25 protein-coding genes are annotated in these 18,140 nt (G+C 70.0%); 14 read left to right on the top strand and 11 right to left on the bottom strand.

Translation table 11 applies throughout. The features are described from left to right. A partial coding sequence (locus SOM35_RS16720; protein WP_320516248.1) for a fatty acid desaturase family protein occupies positions 1-797 on the bottom strand: 797 nt, incomplete at its 3' end. Between the two features lie 163 nt (positions 798-960). Here SOM35_RS16720 and SOM35_RS16715 point away from each other — a divergent pair. From SOM35_RS16715 to SOM35_RS16690, 6 genes are all read left to right on the top strand, one after another. Then, complete coding sequence (locus SOM35_RS16715; protein ID WP_320516247.1) at positions 961-1,677, top strand: alpha/beta hydrolase; 717 nt, start codon at positions 961-963, stop codon at positions 1,675-1,677. Positions 1,678-1,726: 49 nt separating this feature from the next. Then, positions 1,727-2,752, top strand: a complete 1,026-nt coding sequence (locus SOM35_RS16710; RefSeq protein WP_320516246.1) for an LLM class flavin-dependent oxidoreductase — start codon at positions 1,727-1,729, stop codon at positions 2,750-2,752. A gap of 51 nt (positions 2,753-2,803) precedes the next feature. Then, positions 2,804-3,481: a ribonuclease FAU-1 family protein gene (locus SOM35_RS16705; protein ID WP_320516245.1), complete on the top strand. Its 678-nt coding sequence runs from the start codon at positions 2,804-2,806 to the stop codon at positions 3,479-3,481. A 71-nt stretch (positions 3,482-3,552) separates the two neighbouring features. Beyond that, on the top strand, positions 3,553-4,074 hold the full coding sequence (locus SOM35_RS16700; protein ID WP_320516244.1) for a GNAT family N-acetyltransferase: 522 nt from the start codon (positions 3,553-3,555) through the stop codon (positions 4,072-4,074). 49 nt (positions 4,075-4,123) lie between these two features. After that, positions 4,124-4,405: a hypothetical protein gene (locus tag SOM35_RS16695; protein WP_111073231.1), complete on the top strand. Its 282-nt coding sequence runs from the start codon at positions 4,124-4,126 to the stop codon at positions 4,403-4,405. A gap of 113 nt (positions 4,406-4,518) precedes the next feature. Next, complete coding sequence (locus SOM35_RS16690; RefSeq protein ID WP_320516243.1) at positions 4,519-5,397, top strand: hypothetical protein; 879 nt, start codon at positions 4,519-4,521, stop codon at positions 5,395-5,397. 28 nt (positions 5,398-5,425) lie between these two features. On the opposite strand, the gene SOM35_RS16685 is transcribed toward SOM35_RS16690, so the two are convergent. Further along, on the bottom strand, positions 5,426-6,094 hold the full coding sequence (locus tag SOM35_RS16685) for an NUDIX domain-containing protein (protein WP_320516242.1): 669 nt from the start codon (positions 6,092-6,094) through the stop codon (positions 5,426-5,428). A gap of 96 nt (positions 6,095-6,190) precedes the next feature. On the opposite strand from SOM35_RS16685, the gene SOM35_RS16680 reads away from it, so the two are divergent. Further along, on the top strand, positions 6,191-7,432 hold the full coding sequence (locus SOM35_RS16680; protein ID WP_320516241.1) for a hypothetical protein: 1,242 nt from the start codon (positions 6,191-6,193) through the stop codon (positions 7,430-7,432). Between the two features lie 153 nt (positions 7,433-7,585). Here the strand turns inward: SOM35_RS16680 and SOM35_RS16675 are convergent, their stop codons facing one another. Both SOM35_RS16675 and SOM35_RS16670 read right to left on the bottom strand, forming a co-directional pair. Next, positions 7,586-8,017, bottom strand: coding sequence for a hypothetical protein (locus SOM35_RS16675; RefSeq protein ID WP_320516240.1), 432 nt, complete (start codon positions 8,015-8,017; stop codon positions 7,586-7,588). A 209-nt stretch (positions 8,018-8,226) separates the two neighbouring features. After that, positions 8,227-9,180 (bottom strand): TetR family transcriptional regulator C-terminal domain-containing protein, encoded by a 954-nt coding sequence (locus tag SOM35_RS16670; protein WP_320516239.1) that lies wholly within the window; start codon positions 9,178-9,180, stop codon positions 8,227-8,229. Between the two features lie 49 nt (positions 9,181-9,229). Between SOM35_RS16670 and SOM35_RS16665 the strand changes: the two genes are divergently transcribed. Next, positions 9,230-9,700: a GNAT family N-acetyltransferase gene (locus tag SOM35_RS16665; protein ID WP_320516238.1), complete on the top strand. Its 471-nt coding sequence runs from the start codon at positions 9,230-9,232 to the stop codon at positions 9,698-9,700. A 25-nt stretch (positions 9,701-9,725) separates the two neighbouring features. Here the strand turns inward: SOM35_RS16665 and SOM35_RS16660 are convergent, their stop codons facing one another. Then, on the bottom strand, positions 9,726-10,100 hold the full coding sequence (locus tag SOM35_RS16660) for a Fur family transcriptional regulator (protein WP_320516237.1): 375 nt from the start codon (positions 10,098-10,100) through the stop codon (positions 9,726-9,728). A 132-nt stretch (positions 10,101-10,232) separates the two neighbouring features. On the opposite strand from SOM35_RS16660, the gene SOM35_RS16655 reads away from it, so the two are divergent. The 6 genes from SOM35_RS16655 (at position 10,233) to SOM35_RS16630 (ending at position 14,787) form a co-directional block, all read left to right on the top strand. Further along, a complete protein-coding gene (locus SOM35_RS16655; protein ID WP_320516236.1) occupies positions 10,233-11,156 on the top strand; it encodes a metal ABC transporter solute-binding protein, Zn/Mn family in 924 nt (307 codons plus the stop codon). Next, positions 11,153-11,968, top strand: a complete 816-nt coding sequence (locus SOM35_RS16650) for a metal ABC transporter ATP-binding protein (protein ID WP_320516235.1) — start codon at positions 11,153-11,155, stop codon at positions 11,966-11,968. The genes SOM35_RS16655 and SOM35_RS16650 overlap by 4 nt, the downstream gene beginning before the upstream one ends. Next, complete coding sequence (locus SOM35_RS16645; RefSeq protein WP_320516234.1) at positions 11,965-12,894, top strand: metal ABC transporter permease; 930 nt, start codon at positions 11,965-11,967, stop codon at positions 12,892-12,894. The genes SOM35_RS16650 and SOM35_RS16645 overlap by 4 nt, the downstream gene beginning before the upstream one ends. After that, the gene (locus SOM35_RS16640; protein WP_320516233.1) at positions 12,894-13,712 is read left to right on the top strand and encodes a metal ABC transporter permease; all 819 of its coding nucleotides are present in this window, start codon (positions 12,894-12,896) and stop codon (positions 13,710-13,712) included. Before SOM35_RS16645 ends, SOM35_RS16640 begins: the two co-directional genes overlap by 1 nt. 150 nt (positions 13,713-13,862) lie before the next feature. Continuing rightward, positions 13,863-14,081 (top strand): hypothetical protein, encoded by a 219-nt coding sequence (locus SOM35_RS16635; RefSeq protein WP_320516232.1) that lies wholly within the window; start codon positions 13,863-13,865, stop codon positions 14,079-14,081. A gap of 217 nt (positions 14,082-14,298) precedes the next feature. Further along, complete coding sequence (locus SOM35_RS16630; RefSeq protein WP_320516231.1) at positions 14,299-14,787, top strand: hypothetical protein; 489 nt, start codon at positions 14,299-14,301, stop codon at positions 14,785-14,787. A 187-nt stretch (positions 14,788-14,974) separates the two neighbouring features. Here the strand turns inward: SOM35_RS16630 and SOM35_RS16625 are convergent, their stop codons facing one another. The 6 genes from SOM35_RS16625 to SOM35_RS16600 form a co-directional block, all read right to left on the bottom strand. After that, the gene (locus SOM35_RS16625; protein ID WP_320516230.1) at positions 14,975-15,274 is read right to left on the bottom strand and encodes a hypothetical protein; all 300 of its coding nucleotides are present in this window, start codon (positions 15,272-15,274) and stop codon (positions 14,975-14,977) included. Between the two features lie 305 nt (positions 15,275-15,579). Next, positions 15,580-15,828, bottom strand: coding sequence for a hypothetical protein (locus SOM35_RS16620; protein WP_320516229.1), 249 nt, complete (start codon positions 15,826-15,828; stop codon positions 15,580-15,582). A 61-nt stretch (positions 15,829-15,889) separates the two neighbouring features. Next, a complete protein-coding gene (locus SOM35_RS16615; RefSeq protein WP_320516228.1) occupies positions 15,890-16,114 on the bottom strand; it encodes a hypothetical protein in 225 nt (74 codons plus the stop codon). A gap of 171 nt (positions 16,115-16,285) precedes the next feature. After that, positions 16,286-16,924, bottom strand: a complete 639-nt coding sequence (locus SOM35_RS16610) for a DUF1345 domain-containing protein (RefSeq protein ID WP_320516227.1) — start codon at positions 16,922-16,924, stop codon at positions 16,286-16,288. A 21-nt stretch (positions 16,925-16,945) separates the two neighbouring features. After that, complete coding sequence (locus tag SOM35_RS16605; protein WP_320516226.1) at positions 16,946-17,539, bottom strand: zinc-binding dehydrogenase; 594 nt, start codon at positions 17,537-17,539, stop codon at positions 16,946-16,948. 72 nt (positions 17,540-17,611) lie between these two features. Further along, positions 17,612-18,112 (bottom strand): alcohol dehydrogenase catalytic domain-containing protein, encoded by a 501-nt coding sequence (locus SOM35_RS16600; RefSeq protein ID WP_320516225.1) that lies wholly within the window; start codon positions 18,110-18,112, stop codon positions 17,612-17,614. Positions 18,113-18,140 lie beyond the last annotated feature (28 nt).

Here is an 18,140-nt window from a genome sequence, read left to right as displayed (position 1 = left end):
ACGTGGGCGATCGTCGGCATGCCCTTGTGGTTCGGGGCGAACGAGGCGCCCATCATCACGCCGAACACGGCCAGCTGCACCCCGAGGAACGCACACGCCATCCCGAACGGCAGGAACCAGAACACGGCCGTCAGGTAGATGCCGAAGCGGGCGACGAGCAAGGAGCCCTCGATGATCCGGTGTCGGCGGTCGGCCGTGGTGCCGGTGCCGCTGATGACCGCGCGGACGGCGGACCAGTGCAGGTTGATGCCCTCGAGGGTGAGCAGCGGGAAGAACAGCCAGCCCTGGAAGCGGGTGAAGACACGCTTCAGGCCGGACGCGGGCACGTCCTCGGGGATGAAGGCGATGACGCCGGGCGCGATGTCCGGGTCCTTGCCGACGGTGTTCGGGTTGCCGTGGTGACGGGTGTGCTTGTTCATCCACCACGAGTAGCTGAGGCCGACGAGGAACGTGCCGACGTAGCGGCCGGCCCGGTCGTTCCACCGCTGCGAGGCGAACACCTGACGGTGTGCGGCCTCGTGCGACAAGAACGCGAACTGGGTGAACAGGACACCGAGGACACCGGCGACGATCAGCTGGTACCAGGAGTCACCGAGGAACGAGAACGCCACCCAGGCGAGGGCGAGCGTGCCGATCAGGGAACCGAAGAGGGACCAGTAGAAACCGGTGCGGCGGCGGAGCAGGTCGTGCTCCTTCACCTGTGCCAGGACAGCCGAGTACGTCGATGTGCTCGAACCCCGTCCGCTCGTCGCGGGACGGGTCCGGGTGTAGCCCGACTGGACAGGAGTGGTGGTCAACGAAGGACCGACCTTCCGTCATCGTGGTCCTTCGACCAGCGCAGAGGAGTTCACGCAATCGCGCTTGCGATGACGATATGGGCCCAACATGCGAAACCACCTGCACCATGCGGAACTCACGGTGAATCACCGTTGAACGCATCGGCCGTGCTTCGATGTGGGGATGCTGCTGCACGCCGAGACCACCGGGGAGGGCTCCGAGACGGTCGTGCTCCTGCACGGGATGACGGGCTCAGCGGAGAGCTGGTGGCGCGTCACGGGCCTCCTGGCCGACCGGGGAGTCCAGGTCGTCGCACTCGACCTGCCGGGGCACGGACACTCACCCCGCAGCCGGGCGATGACCGTCCCCGACGCCGCTGCGTCGGTCGCGGAGACCCTCGATGCGATGGACATCCGGCCGACGGTGACCGTCGGGCACTCGTTCGGTGGCCTGCTGCTCGCCGCGGCCGTCACGACCGGGCGGCTCGACCCGGGCGTCGCGGTGTTCGTCGATGCCCCGTTCGCGAGCCGCGGCGGGCACGACCGGGTCGAGGTGCACGCCGAGTACCAGGCGGAACGAGCGAGCCGGACCGTGGACCGCCTCCGAGCCGAGAAGCCGCACTACGGCGAGCGCGACTGTCAGGTGGAGGCACGGGCGGCCTCCCGGTTCGACCCGGCGACCGCGGCGGCCATCGCGGCGGGACCGGGTGGGACGTGGCTGCCGCGGCCGGGGTCGATCGTCGTCCGTGCGGACCCGAGCCACTACGTCGACGACGCGACCGCTGCGGCGCTGACCGCGTCGGGTGTGGACGTCCGGAGCATCCCCGGGGCGGCGCACTCCGTCTGGTACAGCCACTTCGACCCGTTCGTGGCGGCGCTGCCGGAGGTCTTCGACCGCTGACGTCGGTCGCGGCCTGGGCACGGTCCGCGATGTCTGGCACGATCGGCGCATGCCCCTCGACGGAACTGCCCCCGACCGTGTCGGTTTCCTCACCATCGGCTCGTTCGACCCCGCCGAGCCGTCGCTCGGGATCGAGGACACCCTCCGGGTGATCGAGCGCGGCGAGGCCCTGGGCCTGGACAGCGCCTGGCTCCGCCACCGACACCTGCAGCACGGCATCTCGTCCCCGGTCGCGGTGATGGCTGCCGCGTCGCAGCGGACCTCCCGGATCGAGCTGGGCACGGCCGTCACCCCGATCGGGGCGGAGAACCCGTTCCGGCTCGCCGAGGACCTCGGCACGGTGGACGTGCTGCTCGGCGGCCGGCTGAACCCCGGGTTCTCCGCCGGTCCGCCGATGAACTACGACCTCTACCGCGACGCGATCTACCCCGACACCGCCGACCAGGAGGACCTCGGGAACGACCGCCTGCTGCGCTTCCGCGACCTCGTCGGCGGAGCTCCGGTCAGCGACACCACCGAGCGACGCGGCATCGAGGAGTTCTCGCGCACGGTCCAGCCCCTCAGCGCCGGCCTGGTCGACCGACTCTGGTACGGGACGGGCAGCACACGGTCGGCCGTCTGGGCTGCCGAGAACGGGTTCCACCTGCTCACCTCGAGCGTCACCCGCAGCGAGGTCGGCACCGACTTCGCCACGAACCAGCGGGCCCAGATCGACGCCTACCTCGCCGCGCACCCGACCCCCGGGACCGCTCGCATCTCCCAGGGGCTCGTGGTCATCCCGACGGACAGCGCGACGCCCGAACAGGAGGCGCGCTACCGCCACTACGTCAACTCGCGTTCCGGCCGGGTCGGGGTGCCGTTCGGGCCCGGCAGGCTGCTCTTCGCGGCGGACCTCGTGGGGACCTCGGCGGAGATCGCCGACCGGCTGCGCGCCGACGCCGGCTACCAGGCGGCCACCGAGGTCGCGTTCGCGTTGCCCTTCGACCTCGAGCCCGACGACTACGCCCAGATCATCACGGACATCGCGGAGCGGCTCGGCTCGGAACTCGGGTGGCGCCCGGCGGACGCGGGGTGAGCGGACGGGAGGCCCGCCTCCCCCGCTGGGACGGCCGGTACGGTCGATGCCATGGACACGAGCGCCCGTTCCGACCGCCGCAGTGAGCCGTTCGCCCCGGGCGACTCCGTCGTCATCCGCAGCGTGCACGACTTCGGCACCCGCGGGGACGCCGTTGCCTTCGCGGTCGCCGGCCGGGTCGTGGTCGATGACGACGCCCTGGCCGTCGTCGCGAGTCCGGTCGGCTCGGCGGTCCGTCGCCGCGCCGGTGTCGGCAGCGGTCCGAACGGACGTCTGGTCCTGCCCGAGGACTGGGATGGCTCCTACGTCGAGGACCGGTGGACCGGCGCGGCGGTCGTCCGCGTGCACCCGACCGGCTCACCCTGGTCCGTGTGGCGCTGGCACGACGGTTCCGACTGGCTGCCCGACTGGTACGTCAACCTCGAGCTGCCCTGGATCCGGACCGCGATCGGGTTCGACAGCCAGGACTGGACGCTCGACGTCGTCGCCACCACCGCCCCCGATGGCACCTGGTCCGTCCGGTACAAGGACGAAGACGAACTCGCCTTCTACGCCTCGACCGGCCACTGGCCGGCGAGCATGCGTGCCGTGATCGAACAGGCTGGCGAGGAAGCGACCACCGTTGCGCGCGAGCGGCGATTCCCGTTCGACGCCGACTGGTCCGGCTGGGTCCCGGATCCTGCGTGGATGGCCCCCGGACTGCCCACGGACTGGAGCGTGGTCCGGTGAGCGGACGGGAGGCCCGCCCAGCGCAACCGGCGCGGCCTGCGGTGCCGTGCCTCCCGGACGCCGCCATCCCCGTGGACGCGACGACGGCGTTGACCGCGTTCGACGTGGCGGACGCTCCGGCGCTCGTCGCGGCGGTCGCGGACCCGGACATCCGCCGGTGGTTGCCACTGCCGCGCCCGTACCCGGTGGAGCTCGCCGAGCAGTGGGTGACCGTGGGCACGGAGTCGACCCGCGTCAGTGGAACCGGACTGGTCCGCTGCATCCGGGTCGACGGGGCCCTGGCCGGCTGCATCGACGTGAAGCGCATCGACTGGCGAGCCCGCACGGCGGAGCTCGGCTACTGGCTCGCGCCCGGGTTCCGCTGGCGGGGTCTGGCGTCCGCTGCCGTCCGGACGCTGTCGTCGTGGTTGCTGGGCGTCCATTCCTTCGAACGCGTCGAACTCCGCGTCGCGACCGGGAACGCGGCGTCGGCGCGGGTCGCGTCCCGCGCCGGGTTCGTCCACGAAGGCGTCGCTCGGAACGCCGGATTCACGGACGACGGTCGAGTGGACCTGGCGGTGTGGTCGCGCATAGCGGGTGATGAGTCGGACTGAATACGAGTGCTGCTCGTGATTCCGCTCGGACGGCCGGTACGGTCGGGGCATGGACAACGGCTGGCGCGGAGCCCTCGCAGCGATCACGATCATCTTGTTCGCCGGAGCGATCGGAACTGCGGTCGGGGTGCTCGTCGTGTTCACGAAGGCTGACGGCGACCTCGAGACGATCGCCGCGAATGCCCAGACGATCGTGTGGATGTCGAGCATCTCGGGGACCCTGCTCGTCGGCGCGTTCAGCGTGCTGGTCACGTGGTTGGCCGTGAGTGCGGTCGTCCGCGAGCACCAGAAGGACCGCGAGCACGCCGCGCGCCTGGCTCACCACGGCTGACCGCGCGAGCTCGGCCTCCGTCGTGCCGGTGGTGCGACGGGCCCGGAGCGCGCCAGACTGGAACCCGACCACCCGTCGTGGGGACGGGTGGCACGGGCCACGGGGGTCCGACGATGACGACGACGACGAGCGGGAACGACCAGCGCGGGTCCTGGTGGGCGCGGCACCGGCGGTGGGTCGTGCCGGCCGCGCTCGCACCCATCGGGTACGTGGCGTTCGCCCTGGTCGGCGGGCAGCTGACCGCTGCCGGCAACGGACAGGGGTCCATCGGGCTGTCGCTGCTCGGCCTGCTGTTCCTGCTCGCCGCGTTCGCCGCTCCCATCGTGTTCGGCATCATCGCGATCCGACGCGGCCACGGCGCCTACCGGGCGTGGCAGCGGTCTCTCGGTCACCTGACCAAGCGCGAACAGTCGGTGCAGAGCCACCAGGACGCCTACGCGTACGGATGGCGCCACGCGGTGTCACTCCGAGCGTCGCTGATGCGGAAGGAACTGCCGCCGGAGATCCAGGTCTGGAACGTCGTCCCTCACCACGGTGAACGGTTCTTCCTCAGCGGCTTCCTCGGGTACGCCCGGTATTACGGCACGGACGTCACCTACGGGCAGACCGGGGTCGTCGCGTTCGGACGGCCGGCCTGGGTCGCGGGAGCGGTGATCGGCAACGCCATCGGCAACTCGATCGCACGCTCCCGAGCACAGGCGATGGCGGCCACGCAGTGGCGGGAACAGCAGCAGGTCGACGTCGTGGTGAGCAACCAGCGGCTGGTCTGCAACGTCGGGGGCCGCGGCTGGCTGAGCTTCGACTGGTCGGCGGTGACGGCGATCTACCCGGACCCCGAGCAGTACAACGTGGTCCTCGAGTTCGGTGGTCAGACGTCGCCGCTGTCACTCACCGGCGCGATGGCGCCGGCGTTGGCGACGATGGCCGTGATGCTCACGCACGGGCACGGCGCCCTGGCCGGGCATCCGGCCTTGCAGGCACTCCAGGCCTGACCCTGGGCTCACCGGCTACGGCAGGGACTCAACCGTCACGGGTCAGGACGCCGTGCAACGCGGCCCACTGGAGCAGCAGGATGGTCTTGCCGTCGACGATCCTGCCGTCGCCGAGCATCGCCATCGCCTCGTCGACCGGCACCTCGAGCACCTCGATCTCCTCGCCCTCCTCGGCCACGCCGCCGCCGGCATCGACGAGGTCCTCCGGTCCGTAGGGGGCGGCGTAACAGTGCACCCGCTCCGTGACCGAGCCAGGGCTCATGAACGCGTCGACCACGTGGGTGAGCTGGCGGAGCCGGACGCCGAGCTCCTCACGCGCCTCCCGCCGGACGGCGGTCTCCGGGTCGTCGGCGTCGAGCAGACCCGCCGCCACCTCGACCAGCATCCCGTCCGGGTGGTCGTTGACGTACGCCGGCCAGCGGAACTGTCGGGTGAGCAGGACCGTGCCGCGCACCGGATCGTACGGCAGGACAGCGGCGCCGTTGCCCCGGTCGTAGGTCTCACGCTGCTGGGTCGTCCACGAGCCGTCGCGACCCCGGACGTCGAACGTGGTCCGACGCAGCACGTGCCAGCCGTCCGACGTCACCTCGACGTCCCGGACGACCACGTCGGGGTTGCGGTCGAGACCACGACCGACCTGGTCGAGACCGGTGCGTCCCCTGCTGTCCGGCTCTGTGGTTCCTCGCGTCGTCGTCACGCTTCGACGCTAGCGGTCCGCCCGGCCGTGCACGCCCGCCGGCACCCGAGCGGCCCGACTCCCCTACAGTCGTGATCACCGACGAAGAGGTGAGTGATGTCGTACGACTTGTACGTCTACGGAGACGAGGCGGGACCCGAGGCGTTGCAGGCCGCGGCGCTCGTCACCGGTCTGGCAGTCGAGGACGACGGATTGGCCGAAGGATCGCCCTTCGTGGTGGTCCGTGGCGCTCGCCGCCGCTACTCGTTCACGGTGGAACCACCCGAGCGGGTCGAACCCGAGGACGTCCCCGACGAGATCACCGCGGTCCTGCTCGGCGCAACGTCCCAGGTCGTCGTCCGCGTCGAAGGGTCGGAGACGTCAGAAGTGCCCCACGCGATCCGGGCCGCTCGGAGGATTGCCCTGGCCATGCGGGGAGCCGTGCACGACGTGCAGACCGACGAAGTCCACCGCCGTGGCTCGACGAAGCGGGCGTCACCAGCCCGCGGCGCGATCGTCGCGACCCTCGCCATCAACTGGTGGGTGCGGACCGAGGGACTCGACCTCCCGTCGACCGCGGAGACCTTCTTCGAACTCGCTCGCCGGCACCTCCCGGACGCGCTTCCCCGCCGGTACGGCAGGACGGAGCCGCTGCAGCACCGGTGGGAACCCGGCCGGGCGGAGGCGTTCCTGATCCACCTCGACGAGGATGAGCCAGGTGACGCCGGCACCTCGTGGACAGGGAGCGGCCCGGTGGCGTACGGGAGCATCAGCTCATCTGGCTGGGAGGGAGCCGTCGTGGCGTCCCACGGCCTGACGATCCTCGCCGACGCCCTCGCCGACGTCCGGTACCGCGAAGCGGTCGTGCGGTTCTTCACGGCCGTCGCCAGCCGGGTCGACGCCGTGTACGCATCCGCCTCGGTCCTGCACGGCGCCGAGTGGTCCGGCCGACAGCTCTGGTACCCGGTCTCCGCGGAGTACGAGCCCGGCCTCGGCCGTCGCGGTGTCTGGAAGGGGCTGCCGCCGACGCCGAAGTGGCTCTCGTGGTTCGGCACCGACTACGCCGACGAGATCGGCCCACATCTGTCGTTCGGCTCGGTACGACGCCACGACCGCAGCCTGTTCCACCGGGCCGCGGACGAACCGACTGACCAGGCCGACCTCGAGCGACTGCTGACTCCGCCGACACCCCTCGGCCAGCGGCGCTGGTTCGGGCTCCGCGGGCCACGACAGCGGTCCGCGCCGGAGCCCACCCCGTGGCTTCCGGTCGAGTACCTGGCCGTCACTTCGCCGAGCGACCCGACCACGTACCCGACAGTGGAATCCGCCCAGATCCTTCCTCGGTCGCTGCAGGCGTAGACCGAGCCGACCTTCACCGATCACTGTCGGCACATCGGCCGTGGACGGTGAGGGCTGGGGATCTTCCTGCACCGGGCCGCACACCCCGTCGAGGGAGGCCCGCACGTCACGTGACTCCGCCGCCTTGCTCGCAGTCGAGTCGGTCGTCGGGTGTCAGGCCGGCGTCGACGTGAAGTACGCGTCCGGGATCGCCGTGATGACGTCGTACCCGGTGTCGCTCGCGTGGATGCCGTCGGACATGTACGGGTTGTCCTTCGCCCCGGTCTGGCCGAAGTACGGCGGCACGTACGCACCGAGGTCGAAGAACCCGATCGCGACGCCCGGGTCCGCGGAACGGAACGTGCTCACGGCCTGCTGCTGCGTCGAGACCGCAGGGGTCACCTTGCCGTAGTCGTTCGTCCCCCACATCGACGTGATCAGGTCCGGGGAGAACCGTCGGAGTGCATCGGCCCAGCTGTCGTTGCCGTTGGCTGCCGACGACGCGAGCGCGAACCCCTCGGTCCGCGAGTCCGACTGCGACGCTTCGAGGACGTGGAACCCGCCGCCCTCGTCGCCGTCGAGGAGCTGCCACCGCCACTCGTCCACGCGGTCAGCGCCGGGACGTCGTCGCGGCTCGCGCGTCGGATGCGGAGGGCTGAGGTGGCGGTCACCTGCTGGGTCTCCCCGTCACTGCAGCCCGCGTCCTTCGCCTTCTAGAGTCCGGCCAGACCGTCTCGGCTCCCCGTCGAGCTCACTGCGCAGCACCGCGAAGACCAGGGTGTCCGTCCATGCGGCCCCTGGTGGCAGATCGGCCGTCACGTCGGCCCGAGGACGAGTTCGGCGACCTCGACGACAGCATCCTCCGGCATGTCGGGGTAGTAGTTCTCCCGGAGCTGTTGCCCGAAGCGGCGCATGTCGGTCTCCGGTGGCTGATGGGCCTGCTCCGCGGTGAGGGTGTCGAGCCGGTACCGGTGCACGGCGGTCACCGTTCCGACCAGCGGCTCGGCCGTGGGGTGACCGTCGAAGACGAAGGTCGCGGCGCCGACCGCCACGGACTCGTTCCACCGGACGGTGGTGACCTTCTCGCCACTGACGATCGCCTCGTGGTGCTTCTGGTGGAAGTGGATGGTGTCCGGAGCTGGGGCGTCCATGTCCCCACCCTGCCCGAGGTCTTCCTCGGGTGCACTCCCCGACGTCACCGCGAGGATCACCGTGCGCACCGCCGCGACCTGTCGCGCCTCGGTCCACCCGTCGGGATCCCCCGCTGCCAAGCTCGACACGCCTTCGACCGCAGCGACGAGGGCCGCTGCCCGTTCGGCGGAGTCGGCATGGAGGTCCGGGTAGGCGGAGCCGATGAGCCGCGTCACCCGCTCCGCGAAGGCCCGGCTGTTCGCGGCGTGCCGCTGGGCGAGGACTGGATCAGCCAGCGCTGCCGCGAGGAACCCCACCCACACCCGCGCTTCGGCGAGTCGTTCCTGGTCCACGGGCAACGCGCCCAGCAGAACGGCACACAGGGCCGATCCGGCGTCAGGGGCATCGGCCTCGAGCGCGTCGGAGCGAACGCGCGTGCGCTCGTGCATGAGGTCGCGGGCGTGGAGCAGGAGCGCCCGTTTGTCGCGGAACGTGTGCAGGACCAGGCCCGTCGTGCACCCGGCACGCTCCGCGACGGCACGGAGCGTGAGCCCCGTCGGGCCGCGGTCGGCAAGCGTGCCGAAAACCGCCTCCGACAGTCTCAGCCGGCTCGCTTCCGCGTCTCTCGTCCTGCTCACACCACGACCGTAACAGATGTTACGGTAACGATCGTCACGAGAGGAACCTATGAACTGGACCATCAGCCGCACGGAGTTCGACCACCCCGATGCCGACCAGCTGCGGCGAGCGCAGCGCGCCGAGTTGGACGCGCGCTACGGCAGCGACGACCACGAGCCGGGCACACCCCCGTCGGCGGACGACGTCCCGGTGTTCCTCGTCGCGAGGACGAGCGACGATCGCCCCATCGCGTGCGGGGGCCTGCGCCCCCTGGCAGACGACGTCGCCGGCCCCGGAAGCGTCGAGATCAAGCGCATGTACGTGACGCCGCCTGCGCGGGGCTCAGGAGTGGCGGTCACCGTCCTCCGCGCCCTGGAGGCTGCTGCTCGCGATCTCGGGTCGGGGCGCGTGGTCCTCGAGACGGGCACCCTCCAACCCGACGCGATCCGCTTCTACGAACGGGAGGGCTACACGAGCATCGCGCCGTACGGCCCCTACGTCGGGTCCGCCGAATCCGTGTGCTTCGCGCGGGATCTGTGATCCGTCGCCTCGGCGCGCGCTGCGGTCACCGATCACAGTGGGCACACCGGCCGTGGACGGTGAGGGCCTCGGCCTGCGCGAAGAAGTCCGCGTCCTGGATCACCGCGAGGCGACGGAGCGGCACTTCCTCGATCCGTCCGCACTGGTCGCAGACGAACAGGTCGTCGCCGGGCAGCAGGTAGACGGCTTCGCCCGGAAGGACCACCTCACGGACCCGGCCGACCGCGACGAGGCGGTGCACCTCCCGGTAGACCGTCGACAGGCTGATCGGATCGCCCGCACCCCGCAGGGATCGGTACAACTCCTGCACGGTCGCGCGACGGACCTCCCGGAGTGCTGCGAGGACGCAGTCCGTGTGCCGGCGCTGTTCGCGGTGCACGACCGAGCCGTCGGTTGCCATGCCCTCATCCTCTCGCGAGAACGACGATCACTATCATTTGGGTTCGCAAAGGGGGACCCTCGTCCCCTACGGTTCCGATCGAGAACGATTCTCACAACGATCGGGCCACGTGCCCTGGACAGGACGGATGCCGTGCGCATCAACAGATTCATCGCCTCCGGTGTCGTCGCGGCAGTGGCCGCAGCAGCCCTCACGGGGTGCTCCTCCGGCGGAGGCAACGGCAACGGGAACGGGAAGATCACCGTGGTCGGCGCCGAGAACGAGTACTCGGACGTCGCCGCGCAGATCGGCGGGAAGTACGTCAGCGCATCGGCGGTCATGAGCGACCCGAACACCGATCCGCACACGTTCGAAGCCAGTGCGAGCGTGGCGAGGGAGCTCTCCTCAGCGCAGTTGGTGATCCAGAACGGCGTCGGGTACGACGACTTCATGGCCAAGCTCGAGAAGGCATCACCGAACTCCGACCGGAAGGTCATCACCGCGCAGACCCTGCTCGGCCTCCCCGACAGCACCAGGAACCCGCACCTCTGGTACGACCCGAAGACGATGCCCGCCGTGGCAGCGGAGATCGCCACCGACCTGGAGAAGCTCGACCCGGCGCACAAGACGACGTTCGCGCAGAACCTCACGACGTTCGACGACTCACTGCACACGTGGACGTCCGCGCTGGCCTCGTTCAAGAGCGCACACGGCGGGACCCCCGTCGCCGTGACCGAACCGGTCGCGGACTACGCCCTCGAAGCCGCGGGTGTCGACATCAAGACGCCGTGGTCCCTGCAGGCCGCGATCATGAACGACACCGACCCGTCACCGCAGCAGTCGGCGGCGCAGGACTCCCTGTTCACGAGCAAGCAGGTGAAGGTCTTCCTCTACAACCAGCAGGTGACCGACTCGATCACGGCCCACTACCTGTCGCTGGCACACGCGAACGGCGTCCCGGTCGTCGGCGTGTACGAGACGATGCCGACCGGCTACACCTACCAGCGGTGGATGGAGGCTGAACTCGCGGCGCTCGCGAAGGCCGTCACCGACGGCACCTCGACGGAGAAGCTGTGACCACCACCGCCGGAGCAGCCGACGACGGTCGCATCGTCACCGTCCGCGACCTCCACGTCGCCCTCGCCGGACGGACAGTCCTCGACGGCGTCGACCTCGACGTCGCGGCGGGTGACTTCGTCGGCCTCATCGGAGCGAACGGTGCCGGCAAGACCACGCTCCTCCGCACGCTCCTCGGCGTCGTCGCGATCACCAGCGGCACCGTCCGCCGACCGGAGCGGGCCGCGGACGTCCACGGCATCGGCTACCTCCCGCAGAAGACGGTGCTGGACCCGGATGCGCCGTTGCGGGCCCGGGACGTCGTCGCGCTCGGTCTCGACGGCGGTCGGCTCGGCCTCCCGCTCCGACGGCGACGGACACACGCCCTCGTCGACGAGACGCTGGAGTGTGTCGGCGCGACGGCGTTCGCCGATCGACGGATCGGTGAACTCTCCGGTGGCCAGCAGCAGCGGGTCCTCCTCGCACACGCGCTGATCAGCCGGCCGTCGTTGCTGCTCCTCGACGAACCCCTGGCGAGCCTCGACCCCGCCAGCACTGCCGACATCGTCGCGCTCCTGCACACGATCCGCCGTGACCACGGAGTCGGCATCGTCCTCACCGCGCACGACATCAACCTGCTCCTGCCGGTCCTCGACCGCGTGGTGTACCTCGCCGATGGTCGAGCCGTGACCGGTGTCCCGGCCGAGGTCATCCGCGAAGACGTGCTCTCCGCCCTCTACGGGCGACCGATCCGCGTCATCGATGCCGACGGACGTCTCGTCGTCCTCGCCGACGACCGTCCCGTCACGGCCCCGGCGGGTGTCCGGCGATGAGCGCCTCCGTCGCCGTCGCCCTGTCGGGCTTCGTCAACAGCCCGACGGTCCACTCCGCCCTCGTGGTGGGCGGCTTCGTCGCGGCGGTCACCGGTGTCGTCGGGGTCTTCACGGTGGTCCGCGGGCAGTCGTTCGCGGGACACGCGCTCGCGGACCTCGGGGCCGTCGGCGGAGCCGGTGCGTTCCTCGTCGGCATCAGCCAGCTGTGGGGCTTCGTCGGCGCGGGCGTCCTCGCCGCGTTGCTGATGGAGGCCATCGGCACGCACCGGCTGAAGGGGCGCGACGTCGCCACCGGGGTCGTCTTCGCGTTCGGACTCGGGCTGACCGCTCTGTTCCTCTCCTGGGACACCACGATCGGCGGATCGAGCAACGCGGCCGTCTCGGTGCTGTTCGGCTCCCTGTTCGTCATCGACCCCTCGGTCGTGCCCCCGGTGGTGCTCCTCAGCGTGATCGCGCTGCTGCTCGTCGTCGCCGTCTACCGATGGCTGTTGCTCTCGTCCATCGACCGGGACCTGGCCGTCGCCCGCGGCGTCCCGGTCCGGCTCGCGGGCCTGGTGTTCCTCGTGGCACTCGCACTCGCCGTGGAGCTGTCGTCGCTGACCATCGGCGCGATCCTCTCGACCGCGCTGCTCATCGGCCCGGCCGCCACGGCCCTGCTGGTGACGCGTCGGTTCGGGGTCGCCGTGCTGCTGTCCGCCGGCATCGGCGTCATCGAGACGTGGGCCGGCTGCTTCATCGCGTACGAGAGCTACTACTGGGCGGGGAAGGACGGCAACTGGCCGGTCAGCTTCTGCGTGGTGGCACTCGTCCTCGTCGTCTACGTCGGCGCTCGCCTCGCCTCCTGGTCCGTCGCGCGGAGAGCGGCGTCCCGACGACCGGCTGGGCAGGCCCTGCGGATCCCCGCCGGAGCCGGGAAGGTCGCCTGATGTTCTCCGACTTCATGGTGAACACGTGGATCGCCGCCACGATCGTCGGCGTCGTCGCAGGAGTCGTCGGGGTGTTCGTCGTCATCCGCGGCGACACCTTCCTGGCGCACGCGCTCCCCCACGGTGCCTTCGCCGGCGCCGCCGGTGCCGTCCTCGTCGGCATCGAATCGTTGCTCGGCATCGGGGTGTTCGCCGCCGTCGGCTCCCTGCTCGTGTCGGTCCTCGGACGCCGTGGGCGGGGTGACGTCGCCACTGCTCTGACGCTCGCGACGATGCTCGGTCTCGGAGCGTTCTTCCTCAGCCGCTCGAGTGAGTACTCCGCCGAGGTGTTCTCGTTGCTCTTCGGTCAGGTCCTCGGCGTCTCCACCGTGGAGATCGTGCCGATGCTCGTCCTCGGCATCGTCTGTCTCGCCGCCGTCGCCACGCTGTACCGGCCGCTGCTCCTCGCGTCGTTGCTGCCCGCGACCGCACCCGCTCGTGGTGTCCGGCCACACGCCATGACCGTGGTGTTCGGACTGATCGTCGCCTGTGCCACGACGACGAGCGTCCCCGTCGTGGGCGCGCTGCTGATGTTCGCCCTGCTGGTCGGCCCGCCGGCGACTGCGCGGACCCTCGCACGACGACCGTCCACGGCGATCGCCCTGTCCACCGCGTTCACGCTCATCGTGGTGTGGGCCTCGATCGCGCTCGCGTACGCGACGGACTGGCCGGTCGGATTCTTCGTCACCGCGCTCAGCGCGGTGCTGTACCTGGGTGCACACGCCCCGCGGATCCGTCGGGCTGCAGTGCCGCGGAGCGTCGCGGCGACCGCGGGCTGACCGGAGCAGATCGTGCCGAGCGCCGGGCGGATCCTCGCGTTCCGGGCTTGCCACGATCCTCCCGTCCACCGGTACGGGACCCTGCGGCGGAGTCGCGGCACATGGACGACGAGCGCGACGGGTGACAAGCTGCACCCCGGAGGTGTGCCGATGATCACGGAGCACGAGTCCGAACAGATGCAGCGCGGCTTCGTCGGCGGCGGCGCGATCATCGCGCCCGTCATGAGTGTCGGTGCGCTCATCGCGCTCGTGCTCGGAGAGACGTGGGCCGTCTGGCCCCTCATCGCGCTCGCGGCGTGCGCGATCGTGTTCGTCACGATCTGGATCCGCCGCCGCCGGCGAGCGCTCAGCGCTCGTTCGGCGCGGTAGCCTGCCGCCGTCAGATGGCGACTGGCCACTCGGGAGGCCCGGCCCGGCCTGGCGACGGAGGCCTGGCTCCCAGGAGAACGCGTCAAGTTCGGCGCTTGCGGATGGACAGGATCCCGACAGGACGACGAGGATCGTGCGGTACCGAGCGACGAGGAGACACAGCAGTGTCGCTGAGCGATCCGGACGGACACTCCGTCACGCATGCGTCGGAGGACCGATGAGAACACTCACCAGCCGGGTGGCTGTGGCCTTGGCACTGCTCGTCGCCGTCCCGTTCCTCCTCACGGGCTGCCAGCGAGGACCGACCGTGCAACCGGACGGAGCGAAGAAGGAGGTCGTCGACGTCGTCGACCGAACGACGGAGACGCTGGGCGGGAAGTGGACCGTCCGACGAGGACCGGCACTCGGGAAGTGCCCGGCGTCCGCAGGGACGGGCGGCGTCACCTGGACCTACATCCTCGACCGTGACCAGGTCGGCGACCAGACGGCGGACCGGGCGGCTGTGCAGGAGCTCTGGGGCTCCTCCGGGATCACCGCCTCGGACTACGAGAGCGGCGGGGCGGACCCACTGCGGGGTGTCGTCGGCCACGGTGGACCGACGTGGTCGATCGAGTTCCTCACCCGCTCCGACGGCTACACCGTGCACGGGGTGTCCCGGTGCGCTGACGGGGACTACGAGGACATGCTGCTGCACGGCGAAGACTGACTTCCGGCCTGCTCGCCGCCGCTGACGCTCGCGAGCAGCCTTCGCCACACCTCGGCGACGGCGCGCAGCGCGGACGCGATGTCGTTCAGGTCCGCGATGAGGCGGTCCTCATCGAAACGCGACGAAAGAGGGAAGCCGACGTGATGCGCGCGGTCGAACGGCTCTCTGGGGGCCGATGGCCGATCCGCTACTGGGCCTGGGTGATGCGGATCCGGCGCGCGCGCAGCAACAGCGCGATACTCACGGCGTCGAGCATGACGAGCAGAAGAATCGCAGCGTGAGCACTCAGCCACAGCGCCGCGTCGTGCGGGAGCAATCGTGACGGGTCGAACGCCCCAGTCGCTTCCGATCGTTCTGCCGCCCAGTCGTTGGCTGCCGAGTACAAGGCGAAGAAGACCACGAACACCGCGTTGAACAAAAGGGCGAGCACCCAGATCATCACCAAGAGGGCACGTGGAAGGGATTCGGGCGATCTCACCTGACTCATCCCGGAACGATACGAGCGCGCGGTTGCGTCCCGATCGCAGAGCGCCCCGAGCGCGATGAACGTTTGCGAAAGATCCCTGCGGCAGCTACGAGAGTGACTACTGCCGTCCCCGCAGGCATCGGCTGCCGGACTTCATCCAGTTGCGCTGGAAACTCTCTCTCCGGTCTCTCCGGTCTCTCCGGTCTCTCCGGGTGACCGGAGATGGACAGCAGTGTCCAGACGACGCCGATCATCGCCAAGCTCAGAGCACCTGTGGAACGCGGTGCAATCGCTCCTGAAATGACTACTGGCCGGTCGCCGATCGTTCAGCAGAGCGCATCGACCACGTTGATGGTCACGATGACCACGCCAGCGATCAGTCCGAGGACAGCGAAGATGATGCCCTGGATCCGCATGTGGCGCTTCGTGTAGGCCCGCTCCGCCCACGCGCGCCCGAAGAAGCCGCTCCCGACCGCGCGCGACTGTCGGGCGCCTTCCTCTGCGGTCGAGAAGATGACCACCCCGACGAAGATCGCGAACAACGGAAGCAAGAGCGCCTGCCACGGGATGTGCACGGTCCGAGCCTGCCTCTTCGTGTGCCCGATGTCCGTTCGGTAGCCGATCGTTGACCATCCGTCAGCGGGGCAGCAGAGCCAAGCCGAAGATCAGGTAGATCCCGCCGAGCACCGTGACGAAGAACGCCACCGTCACGACGACAGCGGCGACCGACGCGATCACCGTGGTCAACAACGTCAGCAATCCGACCAGACCAGCAGCGCGGATTCCATCACGAGGCGCCGGAATCGTTTCCTCGCCCGCTGCGAACAGCTCGGCCATGCTGCGGGGCCGCTGGTCATCCATGCGACCAGGCTACGTCGCATCCGTTCTCGCGAAGCCACCAGCCACCGGTGTGTAGGCGAACATCCGGCTGGTGGCACAACCCACCCACAACGCGCGGAACGACCTGCGGGCGGTGTGGCCCTGCTCGCTTCAGGGTGGGGGTCCGCTGCACGGGCATCGGCGACCGCGACCTCAGCTCTGACCGAGGTTCGTCACCAGGTTGATGGCGACCGCGATCAGGACCGTCCCGAAGAAGTACGACAGCAGCGCGTGCGACAGGGCCTTCCGCCGGGTCGCGGTGTCGTCCGGTTCGACCTCGGGAGCCGCGTACGACATGCCGATCGTGAAGGCGAAGTAGGCGAAGTCGCTGTAGGTCGGGCGTGCGTCCTGCTTGATGTCGAACCCACCACCGCGGTGTTCGAGGAAGAACATCCGGGCGTACTTCAGCGCGTACACGGTGTTCACCAGCGCCCAGGCGACCATCACCCCGAGGACGCCCAGGACCACCGCCGCGACCGAGGCGGGGTCACGGGCGTGGCTCGCCTCACCCAGGGCGAGGACCACCGCGGCGAGGCTCGCGAGACACGCCACGATGACGGCGTTGTCCGTGAGCCGCGACTCCGACTCCTCCCGTGCCAGACGCTCCGTGCCGTCCGGGTCCTGCCGCCAGCACCGACGCCACACCTGTGTCAGCGCGATGAGCCCAGCGGTGCACCACGCCGCGAGCGGGCCGAGGGACGGCGCCCCGAGGAACATGCAGGAGACGCCGGCGACGACGCCGATCGCGACGTAGGCCGAGGCGCGGCCCGGCGACAGGATCCGGTCGTTCATCACCTGTGCCGCATCCGTCGGTCACGCTGGCGTCGCCGCCGGAGCGGTCTCCGGGTGCAGGACGACCTTCGTCCAACCGTGGTCGCGGGCGTCGAAGTGCGCGTACGCCTCCGGCGCCTGGTCGAGCGGGAGCTCGTGGCTGACGACCCACGACGGCGTCGCCCGTCCACTCGCGATGAGGTCGCGGAGTGCCCGGTTGTACCGCTTGACCGGGCACTGCCCTGTCCCCATCGACTGCCCGCGGAACCAGAACTCACCGAAGTCGAACGCGACGGCACCGCGCTGGGCCAGGACGTCAGGACCCCCGGGGTCCTGGGGGACGTACACGCCGACGACACCGATCGAGCCCGTGAAGCGCACCGAGCGCACCAGTTGGTTCAGGGTCGAGTTCGGACGCTCCTCTCCGTCAGGATCGTGCGCCTGGTAGCCGACGCACTCGCACCCGTTGTCTGCTCCGAGCCCCATCGTCAGTTCGTTCACCGCTTCGACGGGATCGACCGCCGAGTCGTCGATCGGGATGGCTCCGATCTCCTCGACCTTCTGCAGCCGGTCGGGCTGTCGGTCGACGACCATGACCTTGCTCGCTCCCTTGAGGATCGCGGAGTACGCGGCCATGCACCCCACCGGTCCGGCGCCGTAGATGACCGTCTGGTCGCCCGGCTGCACGCGCGCGAGTTCGGTCGCGTGCTAGCCGGTGGGGAAGATGTCCGACAGCATCACGTAGTCGGTCTGCTTCTCCTGCGCATCCTCACCGAGACGCAGGCAGTTGAAGTCCGCCCACGGCACACGGAGCAGCTCCGCCTGTCCGCCGGCCCACGGCCCCATGTCGGCGAACCCGTACGCAGCGCCGGCCATCGCCCGTCCCGGCTGTGCGGTGAGGCAGTAGTTGGTGAAGCCCCGCTCGCAGTTCTTGCAGTGCCCGCAGGCGACGTTGAACGGCAGGACGACCCAGTCTCCGACCTGCACCTCGTCCACGGCGTCGCCCACCTCGATCACCTGCCCGAGGTTCTCGTGGCCGAACCACCGTCCGGTCTCGAAGTCGGTCCGTCCCTCGTACATGTGGAGGTCGGAGCCGCAGATGTTGGTGGTCGTGATCCTGACCAGAGCGTCGGTCGGACGCTCGATGCGGGCGTCGGGGACGTCCTTGACACTGACCCTGCGCGGGCCGTCGTACACAACTGCTCTCATGACCGTGCCTTTCCTGCTGTTCGTGCTG

Source organism: Curtobacterium sp. CFBP9011, assembly GCF_034045095.1.
In the GTDB taxonomy this organism is placed as follows: Bacteria; Actinomycetota; Actinomycetes; order Actinomycetales; family Microbacteriaceae; genus Curtobacterium.
Note: the sequence above shows the minus strand (reverse complement) of the source record. Positions and strands in the feature narration are given on the sequence as shown.

What these genes read in the sequence shown, in the direction of transcription:
- SOM35_RS16715 (WP_320516247.1), top strand. Translation starts at nt 961, where the DNA reads ATGCTGCTGCACGCCGAGACCACCGGGGAGGGCTCCGAGACGGTCGTG.
- SOM35_RS16710 (WP_320516246.1), top strand. Translation starts at nt 1,727, where the DNA reads ATGCCCCTCGACGGAACTGCCCCCGACCGTGTCGGTTTCCTCACCATC.
- SOM35_RS16705 (WP_320516245.1), top strand. Translation starts at nt 2,804, where the DNA reads ATGGACACGAGCGCCCGTTCCGACCGCCGCAGTGAGCCGTTCGCCCCG.
- SOM35_RS16695 (WP_111073231.1), top strand. Translation starts at nt 4,124, where the DNA reads ATGGACAACGGCTGGCGCGGAGCCCTCGCAGCGATCACGATCATCTTG.
- SOM35_RS16690 (WP_320516243.1), top strand. Translation starts at nt 4,519, where the DNA reads ATGACGACGACGACGAGCGGGAACGACCAGCGCGGGTCCTGGTGGGCG.
- SOM35_RS16680 (WP_320516241.1), top strand. Translation starts at nt 6,191, where the DNA reads ATGTCGTACGACTTGTACGTCTACGGAGACGAGGCGGGACCCGAGGCG.
- SOM35_RS16665 (WP_320516238.1), top strand. Translation starts at nt 9,230, where the DNA reads ATGAACTGGACCATCAGCCGCACGGAGTTCGACCACCCCGATGCCGAC.
- SOM35_RS16660 (WP_320516237.1), bottom strand. Translation starts at nt 10,100, where the DNA reads ATGGCAACCGACGGCTCGGTCGTGCACCGCGAACAGCGCCGGCACACG.
- SOM35_RS16645 (WP_320516234.1), top strand. Translation starts at nt 11,965, where the DNA reads ATGAGCGCCTCCGTCGCCGTCGCCCTGTCGGGCTTCGTCAACAGCCCG.
- SOM35_RS16640 (WP_320516233.1), top strand. Translation starts at nt 12,894, where the DNA reads ATGTTCTCCGACTTCATGGTGAACACGTGGATCGCCGCCACGATCGTC.
- SOM35_RS16635 (WP_320516232.1), top strand. Translation starts at nt 13,863, where the DNA reads ATGATCACGGAGCACGAGTCCGAACAGATGCAGCGCGGCTTCGTCGGC.
- SOM35_RS16630 (WP_320516231.1), top strand. Translation starts at nt 14,299, where the DNA reads ATGAGAACACTCACCAGCCGGGTGGCTGTGGCCTTGGCACTGCTCGTC.
- SOM35_RS16625 (WP_320516230.1), bottom strand. Translation starts at nt 15,274, where the DNA reads ATGAGTCAGGTGAGATCGCCCGAATCCCTTCCACGTGCCCTCTTGGTG.
- SOM35_RS16615 (WP_320516228.1), bottom strand. Translation starts at nt 16,114, where the DNA reads ATGGATGACCAGCGGCCCCGCAGCATGGCCGAGCTGTTCGCAGCGGGC.
- SOM35_RS16610 (WP_320516227.1), bottom strand. Translation starts at nt 16,924, where the DNA reads ATGAACGACCGGATCCTGTCGCCGGGCCGCGCCTCGGCCTACGTCGCG.
- SOM35_RS16605 (WP_320516226.1), bottom strand. Translation starts at nt 17,539, where the DNA reads ATGGCCGCGTACTCCGCGATCCTCAAGGGAGCGAGCAAGGTCATGGTC.
- SOM35_RS16600 (WP_320516225.1), bottom strand. Translation starts at nt 18,112, where the DNA reads ATGAGAGCAGTTGTGTACGACGGCCCGCGCAGGGTCAGTGTCAAGGAC.